Consider the following 15,126-nt stretch of genomic DNA (forward strand, 5'->3'; position numbering starts at 1 on the left):
TAAGTCACATTTTCGCTTCCAATGTTAATGTGTTAAATTTTTAAAAAAATGGCTAAAGAGATTAGTAAAGTAGTTAAACTACAAGTTAAGGGAGGTGCTGCGAACCCGTCGCCACCGGTTGGACCTGCTTTAGGTGCTGCTGGTGTTAATATCATGGAATTCTGTAAGCAATTTAATGCTAGAACCCAAGATAAACCAGGTAAAGTTTGCCCAGTGCAAATTACAGTGTATAAAGACAAATCTTTCGATTTTGTTGTAAAAACACCACCTGCTGCTGTTCAGTTAATGGACGCGGCAAAGCTTAAATCTGGTTCAGGAGAACCAAATCGTAAGAAAGTAGCTAGCGTTACTTGGGATGTTATTAAAGCAATTGCGGAAGACAAGATGGTTGATTTAAATGCATTCACAATCGAGTCTGCTATGAGCATGATCGCAGGAACAGCTAGATCTATGGGAATAACTGTAACAGGAGATTCTCCTCTAAAACAAGCGTAAGACATGGCAAAATTGACAAAAAAGCAAAAAGAGGCTGCTTCAAAAATTGAAAAGAATAAACTATACTCTTTAAAAGATGCTGCGGCATTGATAAAAGAAGTTGCTTCTGCAAAATTTGATGAGTCGGTTGATATCGCAGTACGTTTGGGTGTAGATCCAAGAAAAGCGAATCAAATGGTTAGAGGTGTGGTAGCATTACCTCACGGAACTGGTAAAGACGTAAAAGTATTGGCATTGGTTACTCCAGACAAAGAAGCGGAAGCTAAAGAAGCAGGAGCAGACTATGTAGGTCTTGACGAATATTTACAAAAAATTAAAGATGGTTGGACAGATGTTGATGTAATTATCACCATGCCAAGTGTTATGGGAAAATTAGGTCCATTAGGTCGTATTTTAGGACCTAGAGGTTTAATGCCAAACCCTAAGACTGGTACTGTAACTATGGATGTTGCAAAAGCAGTTCTAGAAGTTAAAGCTGGTAAAATCGACTTTAAAGTTGACAAAACTGGTATCATACATGCAGGAATTGGAAGAATCTCTTTCGATGCTGATAAAATTGTAGATAACGCTCACGAAATTATTCAAACATTAATCAAACTTAAACCTACTGCGGCTAAAGGAACATACATCAAAAGTATTTACCTAACTAGCACAATGAGTCCTGCAATTGCATTGGATCCTAAAGCAGTATAATTGGTAGTTAAAAATTTTTAGTATGACTAGAGAAGAAAAATCAATCGCGATTGAAGATTTAACTGCACAGTTAGCTGGTACAAATATTATTTATGTATCTGATATTTCTGGACTAAACGCAGAAACAACTTCAAACTTAAGAAGAGCTTGCTTTAAAGCAGGTATAAAATTAGAGGTAGTTAAAAATACTTTGCTTGCAAAAGCAATGGAAGCTTCAGCTAATGATTATGGTGATTTACCATCTGTATTGACAGGTAACAGCGCTATTTTTATTGCAGATGTGGCTAACGCCCCTGGAAAAATAATTAAAGATTTCCGCAAAAAGAATGCTAAGCCAATTTTAAAAGGGGCTTACATCAATGCAGAAGTTTACATTGGAGACGATCAATTAGATGCTTTGGCAACTATCAAATCGAAAGAAGAACTTATTGGCGAAATCATTGGATTACTTCAATCACCAGCCCAAAGAGTTATTTCTGCTCTTAAAAACCAATTCGCAAATGTCGAAGAGGTTGCTTAATTAAACTAATAGTTAGTTTGAATTAAGTGCATTAAAACGCGCACAATAAATAAATTATATTTTACAAATCATTTTAAAACGATAGAAAAAATGGCAGATTTGAAACAATTCGCAGAACAATTAGTTAACCTAACAGTAAAAGAAGTTAACGAATTAGCAACAATATTAAAAGACGAGTACGGTATCGAACCAGCTGCTGCAGCTGTAGTAGTTTCAGGTGGTGGCGAAGCTGCTGCTGAAGAAGTTCAAACTGAATTTACAGTAGTATTAAAAGAAGCTGGTCCTTCTAAATTAGCTGTTGTGAAAATGGTAAAAGAACTTACAGGTTTAGGTCTTAAAGAAGCTAAAGATGTAGTTGATAGCGCTCCAAGTAACGTTAAAGAAGGTGTTTCTAAAGATGAGGCTGAAGGTCTTAAAAAATCTTTAGAAGAAGCTGGAGCTGTAGTTGAATTAAAATAATTCAACCCGCTTTAGAGAATGGGTTTAGGTCTTGAAATACACTTTCAAAGACCTAAACCATTTTTCGTATAATAAAATTATAGTACGTTTTATTATAAAATAGTTTAAAATACATAAGTGTTTTTAAATCAATACGATGAAAGAAAATAAAATATAGAGCTTGCTCTTGTATTATTTTTAAAGAGGTATTGATTAAAAAAGAAAGTATTGGTTAAACTGTGTTTTACACAAAAAATTACTTTTTTTTAATCAAAATTTTGTCCATTGATGATAACAAATCAGACTGAAAGATTGAATTTTGCCTCAACAAAAAATATTCCTGACTATCCGGATTTCCTAGATGTTCAGGTTAAATCGTTTAAAGATTTCTTCCAATTGGAAACCAAATCTGACGAAAGAGGCGACGAAGGTTTATACAACACCTTCATGGAAAACTTTCCAATTACAGATACAAGAAATAACTTTGTATTGGAATTTCTTGATTATTTTGTAGATCCACCGCGTTATACTATTCAAGAATGTATTGAAAGAGGGCTTACGTATAGTGTGCCTTTAAAAGCTAGGTTAAAACTTTATTGTACAGATCCAGAGCACGAAGATTTTGAAACAATTGTTCAGGATGTATATCTTGGAACAATTCCTTATATGACTCCTTCTGGTACTTTTGTAATCAATGGCGCCGAGCGTGTTGTTGTTTCTCAATTGCACCGTTCACCAGGGGTTTTCTTTGGACAATCATTCCATGCAAATGGAACAAAATTGTATTCTGCCAGAGTAATTCCTTTTAAAGGTTCTTGGATAGAATTTTCAACCGATATCAACAGCGTAATGTACGCGTATATCGACAGAAAGAAAAAATTACCTGTAACCACTTTATTCCGTGCTATTGGTTTTGAAAGAGACAAGGATATCCTTGAGATTTTTGACCTTGCTGAGGAAATTAAAGTTTCTAAAACAGGGCTTAAAAAATATATAGGTAGAAAATTAGCTGCTCGTGTTCTTAACACATGGCATGAAGATTTCGTGGATGAAGATACCGGCGAAGTTGTTTCTATCGAACGTAACGAAATAATCCTTGACAGAGATACCATTATCGACAAAGATAATGTGGAAGAAATCATTGATTCTAACGTTAAATCTATTTTGTTGCACAAGGAAGATAATAATGCAGTTGATTATTCTATCATCCACAACACGCTACAAAAAGATCCAACCAATTCCGAAAAAGAAGCCGTTGAGCACATCTACAGACAATTGCGTAACGCAGAACCGCCTGATGAAGAAACTGCTCGTGGTATTATAGATAAATTGTTTTTCTCTGACCAACGTTACAACTTAGGTGAAGTAGGTCGTTACAGAATTAACAAAAAACTGGGTCTTGATACTCCAATGGAAAAGCAAGTGCTTACCAAAGAAGACATCATTACCATAGTAAAATATTTGATCGAATTAATCAATGCGAAAGCAGATATTGATGATATTGATCACTTGTCAAACCGTCGTGTTAGAACAGTTGGTGAGCAATTGTCTCAACAATTTGGTGTAGGTTTGGCTCGTATGGCCAGAACCATTCGTGAGAGAATGAACGTTAGAGATAACGAGGTGTTTACACCTATTGATTTGATTAATGCCAAAACATTATCATCAGTAATCAACTCTTTCTTTGGTACCAACCAGTTATCGCAGTTTATGGATCAAACGAATCCACTAGCCGAGATTACGCACAAAAGAAGATTATCTGCACTTGGACCAGGTGGACTTTCTCGTGAAAGAGCAGGTTTTGAGGTTCGTGACGTTCACTATACGCATTACGGACGTTTATGTCCCATTGAAACTCCAGAGGGACCAAACATTGGTTTGATATCTTCTCTTGGTGTTTATGCTAAAGTAAACGGAATGGGTTTCATTGAAACACCGTACCGTAAAGTAACTAAAGGAGTGGTAGACTTAGTTTCTACTCCAGTTTACTTAAGCGCAGAGGAAGAAGAAGGAATGATGATTTCTCAGGCAAATATCGAAATGGATGCTACAGGAAAAATTCTTGCTGACAATGTAATTGCACGTCAGGAAGGTGATTTTCCGGTTATTGATCCAACAAAAGTAGATTATGCCGATGTTGCTCCTAACCAAATTGCTTCGATTTCAGCTTCGTTAATTCCTTTCTTGGAACATGATGATGCGAATAGAGCATTAATGGGATCTAACATGATGCGTCAGGCTGTACCATTGTTACGTCCTGAAGCGCCAATTGTTGGTACAGGTTTAGAGCGTCAGGTAGCTTCAGATTCAAGAGTATTGATAAATGCTGAAGGTCCTGGAGTTGTTGAATATGTAGATGCCAATATCATCAGAATTAAATACGACCGTTCCGAGGAAGAAAGAATGGTAAGTTTTGAAGAAGATGAGAAAACATACAATCTGATTAAATTCAGAAAAACCAATCAAAGTACAAGTATCAATCTGAAACCTATCGTAAGAAAAGGAGACAGAGTAGCTCTTGGACAAGTATTATCAGAAGGATATGCTACCCAAAATGGTGAATTAGCTTTAGGTCGTAACCTAAAAGTAGCGTTCATGCCTTGGAAAGGATATAACTTTGAGGATGCGATTGTAATTTCTGAAAAAGTAGTTCGTGACGATATTTTTACCTCTATTCACGTCGATGATTATTCATTGGAAGTTAGAGATACTAAATTAGGTAACGAAGAATTAACGAATGATATTCCAAACGTTTCTGAAGAAGCTACTAAAGATTTAGATGAAAACGGAATGATTAGAATTGGAGCCGAGGTTAAACCTGGCGACATTCTTATCGGTAAAATCACTCCAAAAGGAGAATCAGATCCTACTCCGGAAGAGAAATTGCTTCGTGCAATCTTCGGGGACAAAGCAGGGGATGTAAAAGATGCTTCATTGAAAGCTTCTCCTTCTTTACACGGTGTAGTTTTAGATAAAAAACTGTTCGCAAGAGCAGTAAAAGACAAACGTAAACGTACTCAGGACAAAGACGCTTTGGCTGCTTTGGAAATAGAATTCGAAACTAAATTCGTTGAATTAAAAGACAAATTGGTTGAGAAACTTTTCTTGATCGTTAATGGAAAAACCTCTCAAGGTGTAATGAATGATTTGGGTGAAGAAGTTTTACCAAAAGGTAAAAAATACACACAAAAAATGCTTTATGCTGTCGAAGATTTTGCTCACTTAAGCAAAGGACAATGGGTTGCCGACGATACAACTAATACTATGGTGAATGATTTAATTCATAACTATAAAATTAAGTTGAACGATTTACAAGGAGCCTTACGTAGAGAGAAATTCACTATTACTGTTGGAGATGAATTGCCAGCAGGAATTTTGAAATTAGCTAAAGTATATGTTGCTAAAAAACGTAAACTGAAAGTTGGGGATAAAATGGCGGGACGTCACGGTAACAAAGGTATTGTTGCTCGTATTGTACGTCACGAAGATATGCCTTTCTTAGAAGACGGAACACCTGTTGATATTGTGTTGAACCCACTTGGAGTGCCTTCACGTATGAACATTGGTCAAATTTATGAAACGGTTTTAGGTTGGGCTGGAATGAACTTGGGTAGAAAATTTGCTACTCCAATTTTTGATGGTGCTACTTTAGACCAAATCAACGAATTGACTGATGAAGCTGGAATTCCACGTTTCGGACATACCTATCTATACGATGGAGGAACTGGAGAACGTTTTCACCAGGCTGCAACAGTTGGAGTAATCTATATGTTGAAACTGGGTCACATGGTTGATGATAAAATGCACGCACGATCAATAGGACCATACTCATTAATTACACAACAACCATTGGGTGGTAAAGCTCAATTTGGAGGTCAGCGTTTTGGAGAGATGGAGGTTTGGGCACTTGAAGCTTATGGAGCATCAAGTACACTTCGTGAAATATTAACCGTGAAATCGGATGACGTTATTGGTAGAGCTAAAACTTACGAAGCAATCGTTAAGGGAGAGTCTATGCCAGAACCAGGATTGCCAGAATCATTCAATGTATTGATGCATGAATTGAAAGGTCTTGGACTTGACATTCGTTTAGAAGAATAAAAAAGTTTGCAGTATTCAGTTTTCAGATAGCAGTATTTGAAAACTGATTACTCATTTATAAGAGTTTTTAGGATTTAGACCCGTAACCCGTTCCGATTTTTTATATAAACTATATAATTAGCACTTCAAAAATTTTGTTTGAAGTTTAGAGAAGTAACCCGAGGAAGTAGAGATTTAGCATTACTGTCTGTACGAAAATCAATTTTTTAATTGCAAATAAATCAATAGTAAAAACTATGATGAATACTAGGAATAATAATAAAGATAAGAATCCTGTTAAAAGATTCAACAAAATTTCGATAGGACTAGCTTCTCCTGAATCTATCTTGAAAGAGTCAAGAGGTGAAGTTTTGAAACCAGAAACTATCAATTACAGAACACACAAACCAGAGCGCGATGGTCTTTTCTGCGAACGTATTTTCGGACCAGTTAAAGATTTTGAATGTGCTTGTGGTAAATATAAAAGAATTCGCTACAAAGGAATCATCTGTGACCGTTGTGGTGTTGAAGTTACTGAGAAAAAAGTACGTAGAGACAGAGTAGGACACATCAATCTTGTTGTGCCAATTGCTCACATCTGGTATTTCCGTTCTCTTCCAAATAAAATTGGTTACATATTAGGTCTTCCATCTAAGAAATTAGATATGATTATCTATTATGAAAGATACGTTGTTATCCAAGCAGGTATTGCTAAAACTCCGGAAGGAGATTCAGTACAAAGATTGGACTTTTTGACAGAAGAAGAATATTTGAATATTTTAGACACTCTTCCTGCTGACAATCAATATTTAGATGATTTTGATCCAAATAAATTTGTTGCCAAAATGGGAGCAGAATGTATTATGGACTTATTGGCTCGTATCGATTTAGATGCATTGTCTTATGACTTGCGTCACTCTGCAAATAACGAAACGTCTAAACAACGTAAAACTGAAGCTTTAAAAAGATTACAAGTTGTTGAATCTTTCCGTGAGTCTAACTTGAACCGCGAAAACCGTCCTGAGTGGATGATTATGAAAGTAGTTCCTGTAATTCCACCAGAATTACGTCCTCTTGTGCCTCTTGATGGTGGTCGTTTTGCTACTTCAGATTTAAATGATTTATACCGTCGTGTAATTATACGTAACAACCGTTTGAAAAGATTGATGGAGATTAAAGCTCCGGAAGTAATCTTAAGAAATGAAAAACGTATGTTGCAAGAGTCGGTAGATTCACTTTTTGATAATACAAGAAAAGCATCTGCTGTAAAAACAGAATCAAACAGACCGTTGAAATCACTTTCGGATTCCCTTAAAGGAAAACAAGGTCGTTTCCGTCAAAACTTACTTGGAAAACGTGTGGATTATTCTGCTCGTTCGGTAATTGTTGTAGGTCCTGAATTGAAATTGTTCGAATGTGGTATCCCAAAAGATATGGCAGCCGAATTATACAAACCTTTCGTTATCCGTAAATTGATAGAAAGAGGAATTGTAAAAACTGTAAAATCAGCTAAGAAAATAATAGACAAAAAAGAGCCTGTAGTTTGGGATATCCTTGAAAATGTTATCAAAGGTCACCCAATATTACTGAATCGTGCTCCTACTTTGCACAGATTAGGTATTCAAGCATTCCAACCAAAATTAATTGAAGGAAAAGCAATCCAATTGCACCCTTTAGTGTGTACTGCATTTAATGCGGATTTTGATGGGGATCAAATGGCAGTTCACTTGCCGTTAGGACCAGAAGCTATTTTGGAAGCCCAATTATTAATGTTGGCTTCTCACAATATCCTGAATCCTGCGAATGGTGCGCCGATTACTGTACCTTCTCAAGACATGGTTTTAGGTCTATATTATATGACCAAAGAGCGTTTGTCTACTCCAGAACACAAAATTTTAGGCGAAGGCTTAACTTTTTATTCTGCTGAGGAAACCAATATTGCATTAAACGAAGGACGTTTAGAATTGAATGCTAGAGTGAGAATTCGTGCCAAAGATTTTAATGAAGCTGGAGAATTGGTTTATAAAATTATCCAAACAACTGCCGGTCGTGTATTGTTTAACGAAGTAGTTCCGGAAGCTGCAGGATATATCAATGATGTATTGACTAAGAAAAACCTACGAGACATTATTGGACACGTATTAAGCGTGACTAATGTACCTACAACGGCTGCCTTCTTGGACAATATGAAAGATATGGGATACAAATTTGCCTTCAAAGGTGGATTGTCATTCTCATTGGGAGATATTAGAATTCCAGATGAAAAACCAAAATTAATTGCAGATGCCAGAGAGCAAGTTGAAGGTATTTCTGCAAATTATAATATGGGTCTTATCACCAATAACGAACGTTACAACCAAGTTATTGACGTATGGACTTCAACAAATGCTCAGCTTACAGAGACTGCAATGAAAAACATTAGAGAAGACCAACAAGGTTTCAACTCAGTGTATATGATGCTTGATTCTGGAGCGAGGGGTTCTAAAGAACAAATTCGTCAGTTAACCGGTATGCGTGGTTTGATGGCTAAGCCTAAAAAATCTACTGCTGGTGGTGGTGAAATTATTGAAAACCCGATTCTTTCTAACTTTAAGGAAGGTCTTTCGATTCTTGAGTACTTTATCTCTACTCACGGTGCTCGTAAAGGTCTTGCGGATACGGCTTTGAAAACGGCCGATGCGGGTTACTTAACAAGAAGATTGCATGACGTTTCTCAGGATGTAATTGTAAACACAGTAGATTGTGGTACTTTAAGAGGTGTTGAAGTTTCAGCATTGAAAAAGAACGAAGAAATCGTGGAAACTTTAGGCGAAAGAATCTTAGGACGTGTAGCATTGCAAGATGTTATCAATCCTTTGACAAATGAGCTTATCATCGAAGCAGGTGAACAAATTACGGAACACTACATGAAATTAATCGAGGCTTCTCCACTTGAAAAATTGGAAGTTCGTTCTCCATTAACTTGTGAAGCTTTGAAAGGAATTTGTGCTAAATGTTACGGTAGAAACTTGGCAACAGGAAAAATGACCCAAAAAGGAGAAGCAGTTGGTGTAATTGCCGCTCAATCCATTGGAGAACCTGGAACACAGTTAACATTACGTACATTCCACGTAGGTGGGGTTGCGGGAGGTATTTCTGAAGAATCTAGTATTGTTACAAGATTTGCGGGTAAATTAGAAATCGAAGATTTAAAAACAGTTAAAGGCGAAGATAACGATGGTAATGCAGTGGATATTGTAGTATCTCGTTCTACTGAGTTGAAATTGATTGACGAAAAAACTGGTATCTTATTAAGTACAAACAACATCCCTTACGGTTCCAGCATCTTTGTTAAAGATGGTGCATCAGTAACTAAAGGAACTACAATTTGTAAATGGGATCCATATAATGGAGTTATTGTTTCGGAATTCACGGGTAAAATTGCTTACGAAGATTTAGAGCAAGGACAATCATTCATGGTTGAAATTGATGAGCAAACCGGATTCCAGGAAAAAGTAATTTCTGAAGGCAGAGCTAAAAAATTAATTCCTACTTTATTGGTTTACGGTAAAGACGGTGAATTGATTCGTTCGTATAACTTACCAGTTGGAGCCCACTTGATGGTTGAAAATGGTGAGAAAATTAAAGCAGGTAAAGTATTGGTTAAAATCCCACGTCGTTCTTCTAAATCAGGAGATATTACCGGAGGTTTACCAAGAATTACCGAGTTGCTTGAAGCTCGTAACCCTTCAAACCCAGCAGTCGTTTCTGAAATTGACGGTGTTGTTTCTTTTGGAAAAATCAAAAGAGGAAACCGTGAGATCATTATCGAATCTAAATTTGGTGAGGTTAAGAAATACTTGGTGAAATTATCTAGCCAAATTTTAGTACAAGAAAATGACTTTGTAAGAGCGGGTGTTCCATTGTCTGATGGTGCAATCACTCCGGAAGATATCTTGAGAATTCAAGGTCCAGCTGCTGTTCAACAGTATTTGGTAAACGAAATTCAAGAAGTATACCGTTTGCAAGGGGTAAAAATAAACGACAAACACTTTGAAGTAGTAATACGTCAAATGATGCGTAAAGTAAGAGTACAAGATCCTGGAGATACTTTATTCCTAGAAGAACAATTGATTCACACCAAAGATTTTATCGTTGAAAATGATAAATTATACGGAATGAAAGTAGTTGAAGACGCTGGAGATTCAGGCACCTTAAAACCAGGTCAGATTATTTCTCCTCGTGAATTGCGTGATGAAAACTCACTATTGAAACGTACGGATAAAAATCTTGTTGTGGCTCGTGATGTTATCACAGCAACGGCAACTCCAGTTTTACAAGGTATCACGAGAGCATCGCTTCAAACGAAATCGTTTATCTCGGCTGCATCTTTCCAAGAAACTACTAAAGTATTGAACGAAGCTGCTGTAGCAGGTAAAATCGATTACTTAGAAGGATTGAAAGAAAATGTAATCGTAGGTCATAGAATTCCTGCCGGAACCGGTATGAGAGAATATGACAATACCATTGTAGGTTCGAATGAAGATTACAATGAAATGATGGCTAGTAAGGAAGAATATATTTATTAAGACATGAACAATCCAAAACAACAACAAGGACAACTCGATATTGAGTTGGATGAGAAAACTGCCGAAGGAATTTATTCCAATTTGGCAATAATCAACCATTCCTCATCCGAGTTTGTGTTGGATTTTGTATCTATCATGCCTGGTATTCCTAAAGCTAAAGTGAAATCAAGAATTGTCTTGACTCCGCAACATGCCAAAAGATTGTTGAAAGCTATTGGAGAAAACATTCACCGTTTTGAAGTCGCTCACGGCGAAATCAAAGATACGGAACAACCTCCAATACCGCTAAATTTTGGTCCTGCGGGACAAGCATAATCTATAAAAGGCTCCGGAAACGGAGCCTTTTCTTTTTTACATCAAAATAATTATTTCTCCAATGTTCTGATTTATTGAGCTTTAAATATTTGGTTTTTTGTGCTTTTAACGAGTATTACGGTGCTTCATCGAAAATATTTTTTAGTAGATTAGGTTTGATTTAGTTTTGACCTCAGATAAGAGAAACAATTGTTCTCTATATAAAAAAAGTCATTATGAATCATTTTTCTAAACAAGACGGTAACAAAAAAATCACTATCCTATTTATGGTGTTAGCATTTGTTTTATTATCCAATGTGAATGCATTTGCTCAGAAAATTGCAGTGGAAAATAATATAGATTTGAATAATACATTAGTAAGCAGTACTACTTCTGAAGTTAGTGTTGCTAAACAAGAAGCGGTTTCTAATGCTTCTAATATGAATTTTGTACTTTGGTTTATGGGATCTAAACAAGACCCAAATGCAAAAGTGCTTCCAGCCGGCGAAAACACAAAAAAACAATTTATGACTTCCGGTATGGCTCCTAACCGTTTATTGATTAAAGCTTTTTTAAAAAAAGCAGTAAACTTTGAGAGTGCTACAGCCTAAGTTATAAATTTTAATTACCATATAAAAAAACGCTAATTGTTGAATTAGCGTTTTTTTTTATGAATAAAGTAAATGATTTTAAAATCAACTTTAATTGATTTATACCAATTGGTAATATTTTAAGTCTAATCTATTTCTATCATTTACTGAAGTCGAGTTGAACTAATGACTCATTACTGTCAAAAGCGTGGACACTCGAACTTATATTTGATTGATTAACAAATTGAATTGGAATCACTCAAATTCCGAAGTGAAAAACAACTTCACATTCGGGTATTTATTCTGGGTCATCTGTATCGTGAAATCCGAATCGGCAAGGAAAACCAATTGACCATATTTATCGTGAGCCAGGAATTTTTGTTTTATTCTTCTGAATTCCTTGAATTCTTCGCTTTTGGGATCATTAGGTTTTACCCAACATGCCTTATGTACTGGGAAATTCTCATAGGTACATTTAGCACCATATTCGTGTTCCAGTCGGTATTGGATGACCTCATATTGAAGCGCACCCACCGTTCCTATTATTTTTCTGTTATTCATTTCCAATGTAAACAACTGAGCAACTCCTTCATCCATCAACTGGTCAATTCCTTTATCCAATTGTTTGGCTTTCATCGGGTCGGCATTGTTGATATATCGGAAGTGCTCCGGAGAGAAACTTGGAATCCCTTTGAAACTCATCACTTCACCTTCAGTCAATGTATCGCCAATCTTAAAATTCCCCGTATCGTGCAATCCTACAATGTCACCAGGATAAGAGATATCGACGATTTCCTTCTTTTCGGCAAAAAAGGCATTCGGACTCGAGAATTTTAAATTCTTTTTTTGGCGAACATGGTAATATGGTTTGTTTCTTTCGAAAGTGCCGGAAACAACTTTTATGAAAGCCAAACGGTCGCGGTGTTTTGGATCCATATTAGCGTGGATTTTAAAGACAAATCCGCTCATTTCCTCTTCTTTCGGGTCTACTAATCTCGTTTCCGATTCTTTGGCTCTTGGCGATGGTGCAATTTCGACAAAGCAATCTAGAAGTTCGCGAACCCCAAAATTGTTCAATGCAGATCCAAAAAATACCGGTTGTAGTTTTCCATCCAAATAATCCTGACGATCAAATTTTGGATAGACTTCATCAATCAGTTCTAATTCTTCCCGTAGTTTATAAGCTGGTTTTTCACCAATAATTTTCTCCAGTTCCGGACTTTTAACATCCGAAAAAGCGATGGTTTCTTCTATATTCTTGCGGCTGTCGCCACTAAACAAATTGATGTTTTCTTCCCACAAATTGTAAATTCCCTTGAAATCATAACCCATTCCTATTGGGAAACTAAGCGGTGTAACGGTCAAACCTAGTTTTTGTTCCACTTCGTCCATTAGGTCAAAAGCATCCTTTCCTTCACGATCCAATTTATTGATAAAAACGATGATCGGAATATTTCTAAGCCTGCACACAGCAACTAATTTCTCCGTTTGTTCTTCGACCCCTTTGGCAACGTCAATAACCACAATTACGCTGTCTACCGCTGTTAAGGTTCTAAAAGTATCTTCGGCAAAATCCTTGTGTCCTGGAGTATCGAGAATATTTATTTTTTTGTCTTTGTAAATAAAGGCCAAAACGGAAGTCGAAACCGAAATTCCTCTCTGGCGTTCAATTTCCATAAAGTCACTGGTTGCGCCTTTTTTGATTTTGTTGTTCTTTACCGCACCTGCTTCCTGAATAGCGCCTCCAAAAAGGAGCAGCTTTTCTGTCAAGGTTGTTTTACCTGCATCGGGATGCGAAATTATCCCAAAAGTTCTTCTTCGCTGTATTTCTTCTAAAAAGCCCATATATGTATCAATAGGCTGCAAAAGTACTATTTATAAATGCGAATTCAAAAAAGAGACTAATCTTGTTGAATTCTAATCACTATTGTCATTATTTCTCATTCTTGAATAAGTTAAGTTAAAAGCATTTATAATTCAAAAAAAGGCCTTCAAGAAGTGAAAAGTTTTTAAAATTGTTCAACTCCTTTATTTTTAAATTATTATAACGTTTTCGTTAATAACATTAATCGTTTTTGATATACCGTTAATTATAGAAATAATATATTTGTAACACAATAAATTATATTTCAACATTTAAAATAAGAAAAATGAGTATTATTATCAAAATTCACGCAAGACAAATTTTCGATTCAAGAGGAAATCCTACCATAGAAGTAGATGTAGTTACAGAAAACGGTGTTTTAGGAAGAGCAGCAGTTCCATCTGGTGCTTCAACCGGAAAATTCGAAGCAGTGGAATTACGTGACGGAGGAAAAAACTTTCTTGGAAGAGGCGTTTTAAAAGCGGTGGAAAATGTAAATACTAAAATCGCCGAAGAATTATTGGGAATATCAGTTTTTGAACAAAACCTGATTGACCAGACAATGATTGAGTTAGACGGTACACATAACAAATCCATCTTGGGTGCAAATGCGATTCTTGGTGTTTCTCTTGCGGTTGCAAAGGCAGCTGCTAACGAATTAGGATTGCCTTTATACAGATATATTGGTGGAGTTTCGGCAAATACATTGCCTGTCCCTATGATGAATATCATCAACGGAGGATCTCATTCTGACGCGCCTATAGCGTTTCAGGAATTTATGATTATCCCGGTAAAAGCAACATCTTTTACACACGCTTTGCAAATGGGAACCGAAATTTTCCATAATTTGAAAAAAGTATTGCACGACAGAGGCTTGAGTACTGCTGTAGGTGACGAAGGTGGATTTGCTCCAAACTTAGCCGGTGGAACTGAAGATGCTTTGGATACAATCAAAAAAGCAGTGGAAGCTGCTGGTTATAAATTTGGTGACGAAGTAATGGTGGCGCTAGACTGCGCTTCTTCTGAATTTTACGAAAACGGAAAATACGATTACACTAAATTTGAAGGTCCAACTGGAAAAATCAGAACTTCAGCGGAACAAGTTGATTATTTGGTTGAATTAGCTGCCAAATTTCCAATTATCTCTATCGAGGACGGAATGGACGAAAATGACTGGGACGGATGGAAATTATTAACTGAAAAAATTGGAGACAAAGTTCAATTAGTGGGTGATGATTTGTTCGTAACTAACGTAGAACGTTTGTCAACTGGAATTGAAAAAGGAATTGCCAATTCTATTTTGGTAAAAGTAAACCAAATCGGAACTTTGACAGAAACCATTGCAGCGGTAAATATGGCTAAAAATGCAGGTTATACTTCAGTAATGTCACACCGTTCAGGAGAAACTGAAGATAACACTATTGCTGACTTGGCAGTAGCTTTGAATTGTGGTCAAATTAAAACCGGTTCGGCTTCACGTTCAGACCGTATGGCAAAATACAATCAATTGATAAGAATTGAGGAAGAGCTAGGTAATACAGCCTATTTTCCTGGTAAAAATGCCTTCAAAATAAAATAAAATAG

10 protein-coding genes are annotated in these 15,126 nt (G+C 36.3%); 9 read left to right on the forward strand and 1 reads right to left on the reverse strand.

The features are described 5' to 3' along the window. The first annotated feature begins 48 nt into the window (after positions 1-48). The 8 genes from rplK to ACH2BV_RS07845 all read left to right on the forward strand — a co-directional run bounded on the left by rplK (position 49) and on the right by ACH2BV_RS07845 (position 11,699). The gene (rplK, locus tag ACH2BV_RS07810; RefSeq protein ID WP_143389575.1) at positions 49-495 is read left to right on the forward strand and encodes a 50S ribosomal protein L11; all 447 of its coding nucleotides are present in this window, start codon (positions 49-51) and stop codon (positions 493-495) included. Positions 496-498: 3 nt separating this feature from the next. Beyond that, positions 499-1,188: a 50S ribosomal protein L1 gene (gene rplA / locus ACH2BV_RS07815; RefSeq protein ID WP_395050161.1), complete on the forward strand. Its 690-nt coding sequence runs from the start codon at positions 499-501 to the stop codon at positions 1,186-1,188. Between the two features lie 22 nt (positions 1,189-1,210). Further along, the gene (gene rplJ, locus ACH2BV_RS07820) at positions 1,211-1,708 is read left to right on the forward strand and encodes a 50S ribosomal protein L10 (protein ID WP_395050162.1); all 498 of its coding nucleotides are present in this window, start codon (positions 1,211-1,213) and stop codon (positions 1,706-1,708) included. A gap of 90 nt (positions 1,709-1,798) precedes the next feature. Beyond that, positions 1,799-2,167, forward strand: coding sequence for a 50S ribosomal protein L7/L12 (gene rplL, locus ACH2BV_RS07825; RefSeq protein ID WP_143389578.1), 369 nt, complete (start codon positions 1,799-1,801; stop codon positions 2,165-2,167). A 267-nt stretch (positions 2,168-2,434) separates the two neighbouring features. After that, positions 2,435-6,247: a DNA-directed RNA polymerase subunit beta gene (gene rpoB, locus ACH2BV_RS07830; RefSeq protein ID WP_395050163.1), complete on the forward strand. Its 3,813-nt coding sequence runs from the start codon at positions 2,435-2,437 to the stop codon at positions 6,245-6,247. A gap of 236 nt (positions 6,248-6,483) precedes the next feature. Next, positions 6,484-10,794, forward strand: a complete 4,311-nt coding sequence (gene rpoC / locus ACH2BV_RS07835) for a DNA-directed RNA polymerase subunit beta' (protein WP_395050164.1) — start codon at positions 6,484-6,486, stop codon at positions 10,792-10,794. A gap of 3 nt (positions 10,795-10,797) precedes the next feature. Beyond that, positions 10,798-11,109, forward strand: a complete 312-nt coding sequence (locus tag ACH2BV_RS07840; RefSeq protein ID WP_395050165.1) for a DUF3467 domain-containing protein — start codon at positions 10,798-10,800, stop codon at positions 11,107-11,109. A gap of 215 nt (positions 11,110-11,324) precedes the next feature. Next, positions 11,325-11,699 carry a hypothetical protein gene (locus ACH2BV_RS07845; RefSeq protein ID WP_395050166.1) on the forward strand — a complete coding sequence of 125 codons (375 nt, stop codon included), beginning with the start codon at positions 11,325-11,327 and terminating at the stop codon, positions 11,697-11,699. Positions 11,700-11,933: 234 nt separating this feature from the next. Here the strand turns inward: ACH2BV_RS07845 and ACH2BV_RS07850 are convergent, their stop codons facing one another. Continuing rightward, positions 11,934-13,523, reverse strand: coding sequence for a peptide chain release factor 3 (locus ACH2BV_RS07850; RefSeq protein WP_395050193.1), 1,590 nt, complete (start codon positions 13,521-13,523; stop codon positions 11,934-11,936). Positions 13,524-13,828: 305 nt separating this feature from the next. Here ACH2BV_RS07850 and eno point away from each other — a divergent pair, with 305 nt between their 5' ends. Further along, positions 13,829-15,121: a phosphopyruvate hydratase gene (gene eno / locus ACH2BV_RS07855; protein WP_395050167.1), complete on the forward strand. Its 1,293-nt coding sequence runs from the start codon at positions 13,829-13,831 to the stop codon at positions 15,119-15,121. Positions 15,122-15,126 lie beyond the last annotated feature (5 nt).

This window comes from Flavobacterium sp., assembly GCF_043780635.1.
Classification (GTDB): Bacteria; Bacteroidota; Bacteroidia; order Flavobacteriales; family Flavobacteriaceae; genus Flavobacterium.